Raw genomic sequence first — 18,586 nt, 5'->3', positions numbered from 1 at the left:
TGTCGACGAATTCGGGTGGCGGTTTATCCGGTGCCGAGTGCTTGGGCTTCGGCGACGCGGAACGAGGTCTCGTCGTCGGTGGTCATGTTCGGAAAGCGGCCTTGCTCGCCGGCGCCCGACCAGGTGATCTGCCACGACACGGTGGCCGTGACCGGAAACCGTGCGTCAGCGGCACCGGCCGAGGAACGTTGGTAGGTGTGGCCGCAATCCGGGGATGCGCTGCCCGGATCGGCATCCGCCGGGAACTCGGTTCCGGGGCCCCGGCAGGTGAGGGTGGTGCCATCGCCCATCGACCACGACACCGACGTCGGCCGGGCGGTTGCGGTGACTGATACGCCTGGAACGGAAGCTGTGGCGGTATGCGGGCGCCACAGCCTGCTGTCGATCCACAGCCAGGTGGGCACTCGCACCAGCTGGGTACCGGCAGGGTTCGAGCCGATCGTCGGATCGGGCAGGCGTAGCTGTGAGCGGGCTTGGCGGGCCAGATCCTCTGGTGACGGTGCCGGCGGCTTCGCATCGGCCGGAGCCTGGCTCGCCGGGATCCACACCGGCGCCCGGTACAGGCTGTCGCGGGTGCCCTCGCTGCTGCACCGGTAGACATACCAGCCACCACCCCTGTCTCCGTCCTGCGCCAACACCACGTCCCCGCCGGGAGGTCCTGCTTCGGCGACGGCGGTGCCGGTGGTGTGGGGAATGGGTCGGACACCGCCAGGTGTCCCGGATGAGCGGGGTCCAGTGATGGTCTGGACACCACCGGTCGGTGGTTGGTAGTCGCTGAGCACGTAGGAGCAGTCGGCCTCGGTGTCGCTGCCGCCGACGATCCGGTCACCCTGCGGCTGCTCCTGCTCGGGTGCCGCCCCGCCGCCGCCTTCCGGTTCTGGTTCCGCCTGCGGGCGCGGCGGCGCAGGGTCAGGTGCGGAGGGCGGGTTAGGGGCACTGCCGGCGCCGAGGTCGCAGTACGGCGTGGGGTCGCTGTTGCAATCCACGCTGCCCCACCCGCCAGCCCATGCAGCGTTGGCTGCGCACCACACCAACGTCGCGGTCATTCCGGCGATACCGAACGCGCGGGCTAACATGTGCCCACGTCCTGGATGGCGAAGTCGGTGACCTTCCACGAGCCGTCGACCGCTTTTTCGACCCGTGCTGTGATGTGCCGCCGCCCGCCCGGACCGTCGTTGGCGGGTTTGCCGGTGTCGGCGTGGTACTTCACCCAGTCGCTGTCATCGCCGCAATCGACGATGTCCACTGTGGTCGGATTGTCGGCTGGTGTGACGGCCTCCACCTCGGGGTTGTTGCGGGGTTCGCCCTTGGTGACGAGTCCGTTGTAGTGGTCGGCATACAAGCCACGCGAGATCCGTGACAACGCCTTCCCTGTGGCGTTGCGCGCCAGCCGTGGTGAGCGCCAGTCCGAGGTCTTGGCAGCTGCGGCCATGTCGCGCCACATGCCCAGATACGCCCGGATGGCCCGGTCACCGGCAGTCTCGGCGGGCGTAGGGGTGGCCGTGGTCGTTGCAGCGCTCGTGGCAGTCGACTCCGAGGACGGTGCGGGTGAGGACGGTGGGTTCCCGCCCGTGGCGGAGCTGCATGCACTCACGGCGACGCCCACAAGGATGGCCACGACGAAGCCGGTGGAGCGGTGGTGAGTCATCACGGTCCCCCAAAGCATCAACGATCGCTGTCCACACCGGCCCCGCACGTCAGGGCGCCACTCCCCCGTGCCGGCGCCGGCCCAGAAATCGACTTTCGCGCGTACTTCCTCGCCGACGACGCGACTGCCAGGAAGTTCACCCGTTGGGTGGAGACTGTCCCGCCAGCGCCGCGAGCCCACAGCGACCGCGGTCAGGATGATCACGTACGCGCCGCGGGACACGGAGGTGGCATGGTCGCGAGTGGGTGGTGGGTGGTCGCCGCCGCCGCGGCCGGCCTCGGTGTGGGGGCGGCGGCGAGCGCGGCAACTCGCAGCTTCGTCGGCCCCGAACGGCGTTGGGCGCGTTCGGGGTGGCTCGGCGCCGCGCTCACCGGCGTCGTATTCGCGGCGCTGGCCTGGCGACTGGCCGGGCGCGGTGAGCTGGTCGCCTTCGGCCTCGCCGCGGGGGTGGCGATTCCGTTGGGAATCATCGACTGGTGCGAGCACCGCCTGCCGCGCGTGCTGGCCTGGCCACAGCTGGGCGCTACAGCCCTCGCACTGGCATCGGTGTCCCTGGTGCGTAACACTCCCGAACCCGGGCTGCGAGCGCTCGCTGCGGCGGCCTCTGCCGTGGTCTTCTTTCTGCTCCTCGCCCTGGCCAGCGGCGGCGGGGTCGGGGCAGGGGATCTGCCCGCGGCCGGGCTGGTCGGGCTCGTCACCGGTTGGATCGGCTGGGCCCACGTCGCCGGCGCGCTGATCGCGGCGTCGGTGTTGGCGTTGGTGGTAGCCGTGCCGGCCCGCCAACACCGGACTCGCCCGGGGCCGGCGACGGTGCCGTTCGGGCCGTTCCTGTTCTGCGGGGCCCTGCTCATGGTGCTCGTCGGCGCCTGACTCCGCCGGGATAGCCAATGCTGGCTCGGGGATCCTCGCCGTCATCTCGCTGTGCTCCGATCGCGTCACGGGGGCACTCATTCGCCGACCTGCTTGCCAGTCGGACCGGCCAACTCGTGGCCGAGTTCGCCGAAGAAAGACTCGCCCGCAGCAGGTACGGATGATGGTTCGCTGCGGGGACCGGGGACCACGACGTCGCCTCCAGTCCCGGCATCCCCTGGCAGAGCCCCTTCGGGGGGCACGTCATCGGCGATACCAGGTCGCGATGTGGGAACCAGTTCGTGGACCCGGCCCCACCGGCGACAGCCCTCGCACCAAGACAGGCGGGGAATCATTTCGGGCTGGGCGATCAGCTCGGCGATATCGTGCTCAGCGACCTCGTCCAACGAGCGCGTATGGCCGCACTGCAACAGGAAATACGCCATCACCCTCCTCCAATCAGGACATGAACCAGCATCACGAGTGCGTACTGATGGGGAGGAGAGAGGGCGCTCCGCGTACCGCGGTGAGCTGCGTAGGCTCTGGGGCATCAACCCACGCAGCCGCAGCACGCGGAGCGCCTTGATTGAGCGGACACGTGGCCACCTGGGGAGGGCAAGGCACCTGTCACGTAACAACCGGTCAGCTGCAGCGCATCAACGCCGCCGGAGGTGAACGATTTCCCATAAGCCCACTGTGACCGTGAACTAGCCCCACGGCCACGGATCACAATGGACAATGGTGTGCACTTTGGGTGCTCATCCTGTGTCCATCCTGTCTAGATGAACATCATTGTCATCTAGACAGGATGGACACCAGTCGGACCGCGAGTGGCGGACACCCTCCGCGGAGCCGCATTGTTCCCGCATATCGATTTATCGATATGCGGGAACATCGAGGGGCGGTGACGGCGCGAGTAGTGGCTCGAGGCGACGCCACAGCTCCTGCAGCTCGATGACGACTTCTTCATTCCACGCTCGCGAGCCGGGGGCCGTGGCCACCTGGGCAGGGCACGCCGGGTTGGTTGGCCACGAGCCACCAGTCGTTGAGTCGCACAGCATGCAGGACGAGTTCGGCGGCAGGATCTTCCGTTCCAATGGTGCCAGCGGCCTGGCGCAGCTCGGTGGCTGACTGCTCGATCGCGGCGCGGCCAGGCCAGGAGCGCAGAAGCGGAGGCGCGGCGACGGCGCGAGTGATGGCGTGGTGTGCCCGTTGGCGCATGAAAATCATGATGACCGCACTGGCCCGCCAACACCATGGTGAGTCTGCTGCGCATCGACCGGCTCCGCGGAACGGCGTTACGGGTCGGCGGCTGCGAGACGACCCACAGTTGTGATCGTGGGCAAGTTCATCCACCTGCCGCGACCGTCGTGCTTACCCCACCTACGGCCCGACGGTTGGTCTGATGTCAGCACCATCGGGCGAGCTAGCGCCTATCGCGCGTGCCTCGCCGTCGGGTGGGCTCAGCGTGGCCATCCTGGCGTGGAGTTCGTATCCGCGACGGTCGTGGAGGTTCTGCCAGAGTTCCATCGCGTCCCGATAGGAAGCTCGCGCGGCGTCGACGAGCCCGAGTGCGAGCAGGGCATTGCCCCGCGCTTCCAGAGTCTCGGCATGGCAACGTGGCTGGTGGCTGTGGCGATGAATGGTCAGTGCTGCGTCGAAATGCGTGAGCGCCGCACGTGGTTGCTGTTGTGCTGACAGAACGATTCCGAGCTGGTGATGGGCCAGGGCGGCTGCGGGGTGTCGAGGAGCGATGGTCAACACGCAAGCGAGCGCATCGTTGGCGTAGGCACGAGCGCGATCGTTGTTGCCGAGGGCTTCGTGCGTGGCGGCGAGCAGGGCTCTGGCTATCGCGGCGCCGAGCGGGAACTCGGTCTGGTCGAACAACTGAGCGGCATGCTCGTAGGCGGTTCGCGCCTCGACATGGTGTCCGGCTGAGGAGTAGGCAGTAGCGGTCGCGAACTCGCTCCACGCCAGTCCTGCTCTGTCACCCGATGATGCCTGCAGATCCGCGGCTTGGCGAAGGTGGTCGAGTGCATGGTCGGTGTGCCCGGCGTGATGTAGTGCCCATCCGAGACTTTGGGTGCAGCGGCCGATGCCGAGGTCGGTTTCGAGATCGCGAGCGGCAGCGAGGCCTTCCGCGGCAGCGGTGAGCCACGTCGTCCAGGTGTCGGTGAGCTGGAAGTAGGGCTGCAAGAGCGTGGGCAGTATCCAGGCTGCGTCCTTGGCGTTGTGGGATCGGGCGTGACGGGCGATGTCGATGATGGTGTGTGCTTCCTTGTCACACCATGCGAGAGCGGCCTCGTAGTCGCCGGTGGTAAACGGCGGGTTGACTGGGGACGGGCATTCGAGGACGGGGTCGGCCCAGCCGGGCGCCAACGCGTGGGCTGCTCGCCATGCCGTGGCGGCGTACCACCGTAGGAGGCGGTCATGGGCATGTTCGATCTCCGACAATGGGTCGTCCACGATGGCGCGCCCAGTTGCGTAGGAACGCAGGAGATCGTTGATCTGTACCTGGTCGGAATGATCCGGGGCGTCGTCGACCAGGTGGGCGTGGCGGAGTTCGTCGAGTGCGTCGAGTGCGGTGGTGGCAGGCAGCCCGCATTGGACAGCGACAGCGTCGGCGCTGATCAGGCTGGCCGGAATGATGCCTGCGAGGCGGAAGACCCGGCGGGTTCGGGGCGCGAGCGCGAGGTAGGACAGGTCGATGACCGCATGTACGTTCACCGCGGGGTCCGACGAGGTGAAGACGTCGAGACGTCGGGTATCACTGTCGAGGCGTTCGGCCAGCGTCTGCAGGGCTTCACGGGGATGTTGCTGGATACGTTCGGCTGCGATGAGGATCGCCATCGGCAGGTGTCCACAGCGAGCGGCGATCCTGATGGCTGCATCGCGCTCGACGTCGATGCGGGCGTGACCCGCTCGCATGCGTAGCAGGGTCAATGCTTCGTGGGCGGTGAGGGGCGGGAGGGTGATGTGCACGCCACCGGTGCGCAAAAGTAGCGAGGATTGGCGTTCCCGACTGGTCAGCACCACGACGCTGCCCGCGCCGGGCAGTAGATCGGCTACCTGGTCGTAGCTGGCGATGTTGTCGAGTACGACCACGGCCGGGCGCTGGGCCAGCAGCGACCGGTAGTGCGCGGCCCGTTCGGCGAGGGTGCCGCGCATCGCATCCGGTCCGGCATCGAGGGCGTGCAGAAATCCGTCCAGAACCTCGTCCGGGGTGAGGGCACTGCCAGGGGCCAGGCCTCGCAAGTCCGCGAACAGGCATCCGCCGGGGAACCGTTGCTCGATGCGCGCGACCCAATGCAGCGCCAATGCGGTCTTGCCGGTCCAGAACCCACCTTCGATGACCGCCGTGATCGGGGCGCCCGGGCGGGCGTCACTCACCAGAGCGGCGTCGAGCTCGTGCAGAATCGATGCGCGACCGACGAAGTCGGCTGGTGCTGCCGGTAGCTGCATGGGCCGGCTACGGGGGCGATCGCCGCTGTCTTGCTCGCGGGCGAGCTGGATCAGCTCACCGCCGGCGTCGAGGATGTCGTCGATCTCGCTGACCAATGCGGGCGCCAAGCGTCGTTCGCCGTGCAGGATCTTCGAGAGATAGCTCGCGCTGTAGGTCGTCTTCTCCGCCAGGTCGGCCAGTGACATGCCGTGCCAGCGCCGGAGTCTGTGTACCGCTGCCGCGAATGCGTTGAGTGCCCTCGTTGGCATGTGCGTCCCCCTCTGTTCTCACGTCACGCGCGCACTGGACAACGCGTGACCTTGCGGCCTTCCCGTTGGGCAGGCCCTATGTAGTGAGGGGACCGGGCCGCGAAGTCCCGACGGGCGCCGAAACACCGCGGCAGACGATTGTGTGGTTATCGGGCCAGGCCTCTCCCCCGCGCGCCCGCTCGCACCGCGGATGCGGAGACGACCCTTGCCTTGGCCGGTCGTGCCGACTCTCCGACTGGTTGCGATGCAGATACGTAGCGTGCGCCGTTCCCCAGAACCCAGGTGCGTGCCCGGACACCCTTGGGTACCGAGGCTTCACTGCAAGAGGCAACCAGTTACTCCATTAATGCCCCATTCGCGCGAATGGACCCCAGGTCAAATACTCACAGTATTAGGTAGTTCTACTCGTCTCACCCTGAGCAAATGCGCCATGGGGATCGCTGGACCTTGCCGACAGGCCGACGAACCAGCAGCGGTGCGGGCGAGCCCGGACGCTATCTCGCACAGGTCACATGGCAGCCCCAGCCTCGTAACCTGCCACCCCTGCAGGCGTGTTCACTCATTCGTGTTGTCGATAGGCGAACACGTTGCCACCGGATGCGCGCGTGCGCTTAAAGTACGGACGCCTGGGGAGGCGCTACGCGCATCATGTAACAGCTCACGGACCGATGTTATCCACACAAGGAGCATCGGACCGGTTTTTCTCGCCGATTAGGCACACGCATACCTAAAAGCGAACGACAATGACGCCCGTCGGCGATGCGGCCTTGAACTCATTTCCGGCGAGGCCGCGTGGAACTCATTTACACCACCAACACTCACATCTCACCTCAAGGAAAGAGAGAACTGATGAATACGGTAAAGAAGGCGGCCGCAGCGTCTGTATTGACGCTCAGCACGGCTGGCATGAGCCTGCTGGCCGTCACGTCTCCGGCCTGGGCAAACTCCACCGAAGCTCCTGACAGCGGCGCGCCACGAGCGGGGTGCACGGTGCACGCCTGGGATCCCACTCAGAGCGGAAACACGTTGACCGGCCGAACTGGGACGAACTGTCACCGCGGCGAAACCGTGGGAGGGACCCTGTACATCGACTACAACAATTGGCCCGACAGCGATGTCGCCAACGGCGCGACCTCGGCCCCGGGGTACTACGATGTGAAGGCCAAATGCGGGGCAAGGAATGCATACTACCTCGAGGGCGTGGTCAGCTACATCAACAAAGACGGATGGCGCGCATGGGCAACGCATGAATCCGGACATCCCACGTTGTGCTGATCGCCTCGTGGCGTGACGTTCGGGTTCTGTGCACGCGTGTGGACGGGCTTTCGGTACAGTCCGTCCACACGCGTTGCCATATTCTTCGAGGGGGTTCTCATGGTCGAGGTTCGATTAGATTCTGTCAGTTTTCGCTATGGCCGCAAGCAGGTGCTGCGCGATGTCACCTGGTGCATCACCCCCGGGGTGACCGGCCTGCTGGGGGAAAATGGAGCGGGAAAGTCGACGCTGATGTCCATTCTCGTCGGCATGCGCCGCCCGCGATCTGGTCACGTGTCGCTCGGAGGATCGTCCGAGACGCCGCGGGTGGGCTTCGTACCGCAGCGTTTCACCACGCCGGGCGAGATGCGGTTGATCGACACCATCAGCTATGCGGCGTGGCTCAACGGCGTGGACCGGCGCGCGACCGCACCGGCGGCTCAGCGCGCATTGGAGGCCGTTGATCTCGGCGGCCGGTCCCATGAGCGGGTTCGCACGCTCTCCGGCGGGCAGCGGCAACGCCTGGGTGTGGCAGCAGGTCTGGCCCACGACCCCGACGTGCTCGTGTTGGACGAACCCACGGTCGGGTTGGATCCCAGCCAGCGTCTGCGCGTGCGCGAAGTGCTGACTGCGCTCGGGGGCAAACGCACGGTGCTGTTGTCCACGCATGTGTTGGACGACGTGCAGTTCCTCTGTCATAGGGTCGGCGTCTTGGCCGGAGGAACCATCGCGTTCGACGGCACAGTCGATGAGCTCACCTCCGCGCTGGCCCAGCCCAATCACCCCGGTAACGGACTGGAGTCGGCCCTCGAACGCGGCTATCGCACGTTCATGGACACCCTGGGAGATGACCGATGAGCCCGCGACGCCTGTTCTGGCCCCTGCATCCGCTGTATGTTCTGGCCCCTGCCGCTGCGGTACTGCTGGTTGCCCTGGTCGGGACCGGGCAAATGTGGTCGTGGCCGTATCTGCACTGGTCGTTGACCGACGCGCAATGGCACCAACACTTCCGGCTCGCCGGCCCCATGGCCGCAGCGGCCGCGACCTTGTGGGCGACCCGGCTCAACCGATCGAGCCACGTGTGGGTCCAGCCCTACGCTCGCCGCCTGGGTGGCGCGGTGATCGCTCGTCATCTGGGCATGCTGACCGCTTGGTACGTCGGTGCCTATGCCGTGGGCATGTTGCCGCTGACCGTGCTGACGGCCCTGGCCGATCCGCCTGGCGGGCCCGACCTGCTGGTGATCGCATCCGGCCTCGTGGCGATCGCCGCCGCGACGGCGCTCGGCTACGCGGTGGGCACCGTCACTGGGTCGACCGTTGCGGTGCCGCTGGTGGCGGTGGGCGCTTACCTGCTGGATGCCGTCGCCGTCTACGGCGCCAACGCGGCAGCACCGTACGTCCCGCAACTGAGCTACGAACCACTGCTCGGTGAGAGCGAACCGCTCACCCTCGCCTTGTTCCGGACCGTATTCTTCCTGACCGTCGCCACCGCATGCGCTGGCACGGCAGCGGCCTTCTTACGATGGAATGCCCGCGGGCGACGCGCACCGGCAGGCCACGCTGCCATCGTGGCCGGGTGCCTCATGCCTGCGGTGATCGTGGGTGTCATTCCGGCGTTCGCCGCCGCGCCCGCCACCTACGTCGCCGACCCTGCCCCGCAACGCTCGTGCCTGACCCAGCGCGGCATCGAGTACTGCGTCCATGCCGGCCACGCTGCACGTCTCGATCAGCTCGTCGCTGCGTTCGACCCCGTCCTCGACCGATACGGCGCCAAACCTGCCGCCTTCACGAAGATCTGGGACCAGGGCTTACTTCCCAGCCATCCCATGGGCGGCCCCACGGCCAACGGCACCCTGATCGCCCCGCTCAAGGCCGACGGCAGCGTCGACACCGTCTCCTCCGGACTGACCGCCACACTGTTGGGCTTCCACTCCTGCTCTGCATCCGGACCCGACGAGGACACATTCGCGGTCTACAGGGGCCTGGAAACCTACTTGCGCACCGGACGCAGCACAGACGCCTTCGCAAACATGAACGAAAGTCGAGTGAAGCAGTGGATCCACAACCACCGCGCCCAACTGGAAGGCTGCACCCTCACCGACAAGGACCTGCCCTCCACATGATCCGCATCATCCTCGCGACCAGGGCCGCCCACCGGGCCCTCATGGCCACGGCTGCCCTGGCCGCGATCACCTACCTGGCCGGCACCTGGACGCTGCGAATCGACCTGTCGCCGGCCAGGCCGAACGAACTCGTGATCTCCGACCTGTGCGGCATCGCCTGCGCCACGGTCGTCGCCATCATCACCGGCCCGCGGCTCTGGGAATGGGAATGCGCCGCTGGTGGACACCGCGCCCGCCTCGTCGCCACCACGACAGCTCTGGCCGGTGTTGCGCTACCGGTGTTGTGTGCAGCAGCCGTCATCCCCCACGTGGCCGGGCGAACCGACTGGCTGTTCGCCATCACCAACGTGCTGGCCCTCGCCGCCCTGATCCAACTCGTGGCCCCGTTTGTCGGCCCGCTCTGGGCCGGCGCTCTGGCCGTCGTGACCTGGTACGGCTCAGGTCTGATCCAGAACCTGATCCCGGAAGCCATCGCCTTCCTACCCATCACCGGATATCCGACCGCAGAACCACGAACCACCGCCGCCGGTCTACTCACGATTGCCGCGCTCATCGTCCATGCGTGCACGTTGGGTTCCACGGCGCGACGACGGGCCCGCGCGTAGAAATCCAACTATCGAGCTGGAACAGCGCCGAGCTGATCAGCGAGGACGGCGCGGAAATCACGCCTTCACATCGAGCAGCCTTCACGGCGGACACGTTCGATCCGAGTCCGCCTTCGCTGCGCTGGCCAGCGTTGCACCGCTGCCAGCGTCATCGGGAAACACGACTCGCCACCGACTTTCCCGTACTGGCGATCGCCAGCTCAACCGCGCGTTCGAAGTTCAGGACATGAGGCGGCACCCGCTCGTCCCCAACCCTGCCAAGAGGCAGGCGCACGAGGCGTCACATGTTCCACTTCTTACGCATCAGCTGAAGGACGCGCGCCAACTCGGATCCGTCAAGAGGGGGCTGCCATCGGTCCCCGGGTTGTCCTGGGGGCATCTGTTGTGCTGATCGGTGTTGGGCGAGGGGTTCATCAGAACGCCGCGCTTGTGCCGTGCCGTGTGGGTCGTCCATATCGTCCGTGGGCCACTCCACTTCGATCTCGGGGGACGTCAGCGAGGCTTCAACGGGAGCTCCCAGGAGTGCCCGTTCGGCGGCTAGAAACGGCATCGTGGGTGCCTCCATCGTCTCTGCGCTGTGGACTCCACCGGGGCCGTGGTCCCGTGCGGTCACGACCGGATTTCCTGCACTGTCGCGCATTTCGTGGCGTCCCACAGCGAATCGCTACTCACGGGGCACATGACGGGTCAGGACGCGATGGTCGCCGGCGTAGGTACACGCGGCCGCGGTGAGACGCGGGACTCGTGAGCGTTCGCGAGTCGATCTCTGCATTCCACGCACACAGGAACTTCTGGATCGTCGTCAACGTCCGGTGGAATCAGATACTTGCGGGAACACAGCGATGGCATGACGATCTGATGCTGGTCCCACAGTCCGTTGCTGATGTAGGGCATCGTCACGGGCCGGCCGGCCACGGTGCGCGGATAGTGCTTCAGGGTGGCGCTGTGTACGCCGGGGCAGGGCGTGGTCTCCGTGACTTTGCCGAAGGTGATGTGCATGGGCGGCCTTCCATAGGTGATGGAGAACTCTGGCGGTTTCCGGTGAGGTGCCGCCTGTGGCTTTGGCAGCTCACGCTGCCCGGATGAAGGTGCGAGCCGGATCGCTGCCCGGCCAACGAGGCGGGTCGCTTGCGGTGCCGGGAAACGTGGTGCCTTCGGTCCGGCTCGGCGTGGCGAGGTAACGCCGCACTCGCGGCGGTGCGTCGTCCAGGGCGCGCGGGTGCGCTTGGTCAAACGTGTTGGAACGGCGCGGTAGCGGCGCCCCCTCAGGAACAAGGGGCGCACGTGCGGACAATGCGTCACGGAGGGCCGCGCGCAGCTGGCCGGTTTCGGCTGTTGTGAGCGTAAGTCGTCCTGATGAGGATGGCGTGATCGTGATCCCGTCGAGGGCTACACCAACCTGCAACGTCACTGTGCGGCCTTGTTCGTTGTGACAGCGCACAGTCCAGGTGTCCGAAGCTCTCCATCCAGCGCGCTCGAGCACTGCCAGGACGCTGTTCAGAAGCTTGCGCCGCTTCATGGTTCCCACCACGCCGCGGGGGCGACCTTGGGCCCCAGCGGGCAGACGGAGGTCGGGGTCGGCGTCCGCCCGCCGGGTGTCATCGAGACCATGGCGGCCCCAACAGAGTTCGGGGCATCGATGGGGCCGCCATGGTCGAGCCCTGTCCGATCCACGCGGGGGACCGCCGCGCACGCGGCAGCGGATCGGTCAGGGAGCTCGGATGGGTGAGTTTCCGGAGGTCGGGGCCTCCCGTGGTGCCGTTCATTCACCGCCGCTGCTGCGTTCTCTGGCTTTGGCGACGGCGCAGACGTTGCGCCGGGGCGGCCGCATGAGCGGGAGTCGCGTCGGTGCTGACTGAGCTGTCCAACCCGAGAACGATCGGAGTTTTTCGGTGTCGGGACAACGAGCCAGTAGCCGTTGAAGGTCATCGCGGTCACCTCCTCCGTATCAACCACGTCCGAGCATGTACTCAGATGATCGGATGTATCATCGTGAGTACACTCAGATTATGGTGAGAGTACTCATGACGGTATGCTCCAATCGTGTGTACTTCCCGATGCGCGACTGCAATACTGGTTTCGGTGCATGACGTACTCAGAACCTGCAGGGAGCGCCGCTGATGGGAAACGCGCCAACTTCGAGCACGGTGCAAGCGCTCGAACTGGGCCTACGGCTGCGCGAGCGTCGCGAGCAGCTGGGCTTGACGCTCAGCGCGGTGGGCAAGGAAACCGGCATCGGCGGCAACAACCTGTCGTCGATCGAGATCGCCAAGCGCAAACTGACGGCACCCAAGTTGGAAGCGTTGGCCCGGACCTACGGGTTGTCCGACGAGCAGACCGACGAACTTGAGGCTCTACGTAGCCAGACTGAGCGACGGGAATGGTGGGACGACTACGCCCGCCTGTACTCGGAGGAGTTCCTTCGCTTCATCGGCTTGGAGGCCGGCAGCAGGGCCTTCCGCCAGTACACCGCGGAGACCATTCCCGGTCTGCTGCAAACCGCCGACTACGCCCGCGCAATGATCCGCGGCGGCTCCCCCTACATCAAACCGGTCGACGTCGGCCCACGGATCGAATCCCGACTCGCCCGGCAGACGCGGCTGGAAGGGCCGGATCCGATCGACCTCACCGTCGTCATCGGCCAGACGGCCCTACGGCAGGAGGTCGGCGGCCGCGACATCATGGTCCACCAGCTCTCCCGCCTGGCGAGCCTGGCCGAGGAACGCCGTGACCACATCAAGATCCACGTGATGCCCTACGGCGCGGGAGCGCACCCCGTCATCGGCGGTGGCTTGACGATCCTCTCGTTCCACTCCCAGCTCCTGCAGGACATGGTCTGGCAGGAAGCCGTCACCACCGGCGCACTCATCGACAAACCGCACATCGTTCGCGAGCTGAGCGCGAGTCTGGACGAGGCTATCGACCGTGCGCTGGATCTCGACGCCTCGCTTGAGATGATCCACGAGGTCCGCAAAGAGATGGAGGGACAGCCGTGAACAACACCCACTCCGCCAGCGCGGCACAGAGCTGGTTCAAGAGTTCGTTCAGCAACCCGTCCCAGGAATGCGTCGAGGTCAGCTTCGGCGGCGATGTCGTCCATATCCGGGACACCAAGGACCACGGAACCGGTCCGGTCCTGAGCGTGCCGGCTCGCGACTGGGCCGACCTCCTCGACGAAGTCACGGGGCGAGTCCCAGCCGGCTCCAACCCGGCCATCGAGATCGTCGTCCACACCGACGGGGCGGTGGACCTGCGGACACGCCACGAGGCAGCCGGCACCCTCTCCTACACCGCAGGTGAATGGTCCGCGTTCGCTGCAGGAGTACACGGCTCCGAGTTCGATCTGCCCATGGGCGGTCGGCTGGCAGTTTGAACGGCCGTCACGGAGCGCATGAAAGGACGGCGAACCAAGGCCTGACCGCCGGGTAAACGGCGCTGCGGACCGTCACGCACGGTCTTGAAACAGTGGCCGAGTTGCGCGGGTCGATTCGTGTGAACGCACAGCAACTGCCGAGACCGCTTACGCACTTCTCGCTGCAGTCAGTGCGACGCACGGCTCACCGAGCGTTCACGGCCTACAAGATCGTGCGGCCGAGGTGGCCAGCACGCTGTCGCTGCGCATATCGCGGGGCGGTAGCGTCGTGGCGAGGTAGGGATTTCCGGTCATTCCGGTCGATACAGGGGTGTCGTCGGCGTCCGCTGTCGCCGCGGTGCTGTCTCTGTGGGCGTGGTTGATCAGGTGCCGGAGCGGTGGAGAGGCCGGTGAAACCGAGCCAACGAATAATGACGCGTCCACAGGTGAGGCCAGCGCGATGCGGGAGAGTATGGAGGCCGCGTTAGCCGACATGGTCGAGGTGTGGCGCGGGAGCAACCATCCCGCGTCAGAAACCGCACCTTCCGCCGTACGTGCCGTCGGCACGTACGGCGGCACGACCCACCACAAGCACACCCCTGCAGCACGGTGGCCGGAACACCGACGGGTCCATATCCGTAGGCCTCGTCGCCGCCCGGCTCACCTGGGCAACGTGGCGAACCACGAAGCGATCTGCGTTCGGGAAGCAACGTCGAGTTTGCGCAGGAGGCGTTCGACGTGGCCATCGACAGTGCGATGCGAGATCGTCAGGCTCTCTGCGATTTCCTTGTTGCTCTTACCGTCAGCGATAAGTGCTGCCACCTGCTGTTCTCGCCTGGTCAACGCAACCTCGGGTGTACACGCCGAATCACCGAGCACCGCGCGCTCTGGCACCGGGCGTTTGGGCACCGCGTGCCGGGACGGTCTGCGTCCCGCCGGAGCGACGCCGTCGGATGCCGCCGAACGAGTGGCCGCCGGCCCCGCTGTGAGATTCTCCCCGGTGCCAGCGTCGGCTCCGGCGGCGGCCGCGGCGAGCCCGCCCCGCAGAAGCAGGTTCTCGGGCCCGGCGCTTGCCCGCCCTACGGCGTTACGCGGTGGTGCCGGTTCTCCCGCCTTGTCGGCGAGCCGAATCCCCAACGTGACGGCCTCGGTCACCGAGACGTTCGCGTGTTGTGCCCGGATGGCGTCGGCGCGGTCGGGTCCCAGCTGGTCGTCGATGCGGGCGCCGTGCGCACGGCCGTCCGCGGACGCGTGTGGGCCGAAGGCCGCGAGGTTCGTGCCGAGTTGCCGCCACACCGCACCTGCGGCTCCCGCCAGCGCAGCCGCGTTCTCGAAGTGCCCGTACGAGGCCGCCACCCACGACGCGACTTCCGTGGTCAGCGCGGTGCATACGCCGTCGCGGAACTCGCGCTCGATGTCCATCGTCACGCGGATCGCTTCCCGTGCCGCAATGCGGTCACCGAGATGGACCTGGCAGATCGCGCGCACCCAGAACGCGTAACCGCGGGCCCAGAGCTCGCCGTGTTCCAGTCCGCGGACGTCGACGTCGTGGCAGGTGCGCAACGCTTCCTCGGTGCGTCCTGCGTAGGTTTGCGCCATGGCGAGCTGGTAGCCGGCCGTGAGTTCGGCGCCCAGATCACCCACCGACCGGTGCCACGAGATCGCCTGGTCGTACAGCACGATCGCGGGCAGTAGATCACCCTCGAAGAGGTTCAGCAGTGCGCGCCAGTGGGCCGTGTGCCCGCGCATGGCGTGGTCATCCAGCCGGTCGGCGAGTCGGCCGCATTCACCGAGGTAGCGCCGCGCCACATTGCGGTCGCCCTGGATCAGCGCCACCCACGCCGCGACCCACAGCGCGTGGCCCCGTTCCGGCACGTCCGGGTCGAGCCGGTCGAGCAGCCGCTCCAGCCAGCGCCTGCCGTAGGTGAGGAATCCGCCCGCGATCCAGTGATAGCGCAGCAGCGAGGCCAGGTGCGCTCCGGGCCTTGCCTCACCCGGGGTCTCCACCGACCATGCGAGCGCGACGAGCAGATTCGGATGGTCGTCGCGCAGCCGGGCCAAGTCCTCGGCCTGGTGCGGCCCGCACCACCGGTCCACCATGTGCGAAGCGCGCCGGGTGTAGTGGTCGCGGTGGCGCCGATGCAGCGTCTCCGCCTCACCGGACTGTTCCAGTAGCTCGGCCCCGTACTCGCGTAACGTGACGAACTGGCTGTAGCGCACCTGTTCGTGCCGCCGTTCCACGGTGATGACGGATTTGCTCACAAGACCGTCGACGGCTTCGAGCAGCCGGTGGTCCGCCAGCGCGCCGAACCCGCACACGTCCTCGATGCTCTCCAGGTCGGCGGCCGCGGGGAACACCGACAGCCGGGCCCACAGCAGTCGTTCGTCGTCGTCACAGAGCTCGTGGCTCCAGTCGATGAGCGCACGCAGTGAGCGCTGCCGCGGGTCCGAATCGCGGTTGCCCGCGCTGAGCAGCTGGAATCTGTGGTCGAGGCGCTCGACGATCTGCGCGACCGACAGCGACCGCAGTCGCACCGCGGCGAGCTCGATCGCGAGCGGCATGCCGTCCAGGCGCCGGCACAGCTGTGCGACGGCATCGCGGTTGTGCGCGCAGACCTCGAAGTCCGGAACGGCGCTGCGGCCGCGGTCGCGGAACAGCTGCACGGCCGGTACGTGGTCGAGTGAACCGCCACTGGAGATATCGGTCTCGGTCGGCACGGCCAGCGGTCCCAGCAGGTGCACCTGTTCTGCGCTCAACCCCAGCGGCTCCCGGCTCGTTGCGATCACTCTGAGTCCGGGCAGTTCCTCCAACAGGGTGGTCACGAATCTGCCGCAGGCTTCGAGCAGGTGTTCGCAGTTGTCCAACAGCAACAAGGTGTCGCGGCCGGACAGGTGGGTGATGATCCGTTCGACGGCGGCACGGTTGGACTGGTCTGCCACGCCGAGCGCCGTCGCGGCCGTGGGCGCGAGCTGGGTGGCGTCGGTGACACTGGCGAGTTCGACGACGTGCACGCCGTCGGCGAACGTCGAGCGCAGCCGGTCGGCCGTGACCGTCGCGGTCCTCGTCTTGCCGACCCCGCCGGGCCCGGTCACCGTGACCAGCCGCGACGCCCGAACCTGCTCGCCCAGAGACGCGAGGTCACCCCTCCTGCCCACGAAGCTCGTCAACGACGCGAGCGTGGACCCGGCACCACTCATGACACCTCCTCGTGCCGTCGTGCGTCCCAGCAGGATCGCACGTACCGGGCCACCCGGGTAACGGCCGACGGGCCAATGGGGTGGTGAATGGGGTGATCTCGCCCTGTCGCAGCCCCACTGGCCACCGCAGTCTGACCTGCACAAAGTCGGTCACCACTCGAGAGAGGCAGGTTTGCCGTGGCGACTTCAACGACGAGGACCCACCACGACCACGACCACGACCACGACGCGATCGTCGTCGGCGCCGGATTCGCCGGGCTCTACGCGATCCACAAGCTGCGCAACCGGATGGGGCTCGACGTCCAGGCGTTCGATGCGGCCGGAGGTGTGGGCGGCACCTGGTACTGGAACCGCTATCCGGGTGCGCGCGTCGACATCGAGAGCGTGCACTACTCGTACTCGTTCGACGAGGACCTCCAACACGAATGGCATTGGACGGAGCGGTTCTGCGCCCAGCCGGAGATCCTCGAGTACCTCAACCACGTGGCCGACCGGTTCGACCTGCGCCGCAGCATCGGGTTCAACACCCGCATCGACGCAGTGACGTGGGACGAGACCGCGAGCAGGTGGGAGGTGCGCACCGACGACGGGACCGTCCATAGGGCCCGCTACTTCGTGTCGGGTGCAGGGACACTGTCGGTGCCGAAGAAGCCGGAGTTCCCCGGCGTGGACACGTTCGCGGGCCCGGTCTACATGACGGGCAACTGGCCGCACGAGGAACCCGACCTGGGTGGTAAGCGGGTCGGCATCATCGGCGTCGGATCCTCCGGTATCCAGGCCGTGTCGGAGATCGCGAAGACGGCCGGCACGCTGACCGTCTTCCAGCGTACGCCGAACTACGCGACTCCGATCGGGAATCACCCCACCGACCCCGAGCAGGAAGCACGGGAGAAGGCCGAGTACCCGCAGCTCAGGGACGCCGCCAGAAACCACTTCCTGGGCGTGCCGTACTCCGACGTGCAGCCGTCCGCGCTGGCGGTCGGGGCCGAGGAGCGCCGGCAGGTGTTCGACGATCGGTGGAGTCGAGGCGGTTTCCGGCTGTTCATCGACGCGTTCGGCGACATCCTCTTCGATCAGCGCGCCAATGACACCGTCGCCGAGTACATCCGCGAACGCATCCACGAGCGTGTCGACGATCCGGAGACCGCCGAGCTGCTGTGCCCCAGGGACTACCCGTACGGCACGAAACGGCCGCCGCTGGAGACGGACTACTACGAGGCGTTCAACCGCGACAACGTCCACCTGGTCGACGTCAAGTCCAACGAGATCGTCAGCGTCACGCCCAACGGCGTACTGCTGGCCGACGGCACCGAGCACGAGCTCGACGTGCTGGTCCTGGCCACCGGGTTCGACGCGTGCACCGGTCCGCTGCTGGCCATGAACATCACAGGCGTCGGCGGTCGCGCGCTGGCCGACCACTGGGCCGACGGGCCGCAGACGTATCTCGGCCTGATGTCGCACGGGTTCCCGAACCTGTTCATGATCACCGGCCCGCAGAGCCCCTCGGTGCTCTACAACATGCCGCTGGCGATCGAGGACCACGTCGACTTCCTCGGCGACGCGATCGCTCACCTGTCCGAACGCGGCCTCTCGGTGATCGAGCCGACGGCCGAAGCCGAGGCCGAATGGGTACGGCACACCAACGAGCTTGCGCAGGCGACGCTGCTGCCGAACTCGCCGACGTCCTGGTACATGGGCAACAACGTGCCCGGTAAGCCTCAGCGTGTGCTCGTGTACCTCGGCGGTGCGCCGGCCTACCGCGCCAAGTGTGCCGAGGTCGTCGAACACGGCTACGAGGGATTCCGGCTGTCCGAGGGTCGCACGCTCGTCGGCGCCTGACCACCAC

13 protein-coding genes and 1 pseudogene are annotated in these 18,586 nt (G+C 67.0%); 9 read left to right on the top strand and 5 right to left on the bottom strand.

Going from position 1 to position 18,586, the window contains the following annotated elements:
• Window positions 1–23: 23 nt before the first annotated feature.
• Both LY12_RS17365 and LY12_RS17360 read right to left on the bottom strand, forming a co-directional pair.
• Entirely contained in the window at window positions 24–986 is a 963-nt protein-coding gene (locus tag LY12_RS17365; protein ID WP_253858019.1) for a hypothetical protein, read from the bottom strand.
• A gap of 83 nt (window positions 987–1,069) precedes the next feature.
• Window positions 1,070–1,432 (bottom strand): hypothetical protein, encoded by a 363-nt coding sequence (locus tag LY12_RS17360; RefSeq protein WP_253858018.1) that lies wholly within the window; start codon window positions 1,430–1,432, stop codon window positions 1,070–1,072.
• Between the two features lie 447 nt (window positions 1,433–1,879).
• Here LY12_RS17360 and LY12_RS17355 point away from each other — a divergent pair, with 447 nt between their 5' ends.
• Complete coding sequence (locus LY12_RS17355; protein ID WP_253858016.1) at window positions 1,880–2,518, top strand: A24 family peptidase; 639 nt, start codon at window positions 1,880–1,882, stop codon at window positions 2,516–2,518.
• 77 nt (window positions 2,519–2,595) lie between these two features.
• Here LY12_RS17355 and LY12_RS17350 read toward each other — a convergent pair whose 3' ends face one another.
• Together LY12_RS17350 and LY12_RS17345 are read right to left on the bottom strand one after the other, a co-directional pair.
• Window positions 2,596–2,943, bottom strand: a complete 348-nt coding sequence (locus LY12_RS17350) for a hypothetical protein (protein WP_253858014.1) — start codon at window positions 2,941–2,943, stop codon at window positions 2,596–2,598.
• Between the two features lie 937 nt (window positions 2,944–3,880).
• On the bottom strand, window positions 3,881–6,208 hold the full coding sequence (locus LY12_RS17345; protein WP_301302790.1) for a tetratricopeptide repeat protein: 2,328 nt from the start codon (window positions 6,206–6,208) through the stop codon (window positions 3,881–3,883).
• A gap of 792 nt (window positions 6,209–7,000) precedes the next feature.
• On the opposite strand from LY12_RS17345, the gene LY12_RS17340 reads away from it, so the two are divergent.
• From LY12_RS17340 to LY12_RS17310, 7 genes and pseudogenes are all read left to right on the top strand, one after another.
• Complete coding sequence (locus LY12_RS17340; protein ID WP_253858007.1) at window positions 7,001–7,483, top strand: hypothetical protein; 483 nt, start codon at window positions 7,001–7,003, stop codon at window positions 7,481–7,483.
• A gap of 99 nt (window positions 7,484–7,582) precedes the next feature.
• Window positions 7,583–8,320, top strand: a complete 738-nt coding sequence (locus LY12_RS17335) for an ABC transporter ATP-binding protein (RefSeq protein ID WP_253858005.1) — start codon at window positions 7,583–7,585, stop codon at window positions 8,318–8,320.
• Window positions 8,317–9,585, top strand: coding sequence for a hypothetical protein (locus tag LY12_RS17330; RefSeq protein WP_253858003.1), 1,269 nt, complete (start codon window positions 8,317–8,319; stop codon window positions 9,583–9,585). The genes LY12_RS17335 and LY12_RS17330 overlap by 4 nt, the downstream gene beginning before the upstream one ends.
• Window positions 9,582–10,190 carry a hypothetical protein gene (locus LY12_RS17325; RefSeq protein WP_253858001.1) on the top strand — a complete coding sequence of 203 codons (609 nt, stop codon included), beginning with the start codon at window positions 9,582–9,584 and terminating at the stop codon, window positions 10,188–10,190. Before LY12_RS17330 ends, LY12_RS17325 begins: the two co-directional genes overlap by 4 nt.
• A gap of 97 nt (window positions 10,191–10,287) precedes the next feature.
• A pseudogene (locus tag LY12_RS17320) lies at window positions 10,288–10,401 on the top strand (transposase); the annotation flags it as partial.
• 1,909 nt (window positions 10,402–12,310) lie between these two features.
• Entirely contained in the window at window positions 12,311–13,186 is an 876-nt protein-coding gene (locus tag LY12_RS17315; protein WP_253857999.1) for a helix-turn-helix domain-containing protein, read from the top strand.
• Window positions 13,183–13,563 (top strand): DUF397 domain-containing protein, encoded by a 381-nt coding sequence (locus LY12_RS17310; RefSeq protein ID WP_253857997.1) that lies wholly within the window; start codon window positions 13,183–13,185, stop codon window positions 13,561–13,563. Before LY12_RS17315 ends, LY12_RS17310 begins: the two co-directional genes overlap by 4 nt.
• Window positions 13,564–14,202: 639 nt before the next feature.
• Here the strand turns inward: LY12_RS17310 and LY12_RS17305 are convergent.
• The gene (locus tag LY12_RS17305) at window positions 14,203–16,740 is read right to left on the bottom strand and encodes a LuxR C-terminal-related transcriptional regulator (protein WP_253857996.1); all 2,538 of its coding nucleotides are present in this window, start codon (window positions 16,738–16,740) and stop codon (window positions 14,203–14,205) included.
• A gap of 177 nt (window positions 16,741–16,917) precedes the next feature.
• On the opposite strand from LY12_RS17305, the gene LY12_RS17300 reads away from it, so the two are divergent.
• Complete coding sequence (locus tag LY12_RS17300) at window positions 16,918–18,579, top strand: flavin-containing monooxygenase (RefSeq protein ID WP_253857994.1); 1,662 nt, start codon at window positions 16,918–16,920, stop codon at window positions 18,577–18,579.
• Window positions 18,580–18,586 lie beyond the last annotated feature (7 nt).

This window comes from Prauserella alba (assembly GCF_024171735.1).
In the GTDB taxonomy this organism is placed as follows: Bacteria; Actinomycetota; Actinomycetes; order Mycobacteriales; family Pseudonocardiaceae; genus Prauserella; species Prauserella alba.
This window is presented reverse-complemented; position numbering and strand designations above follow the sequence as displayed.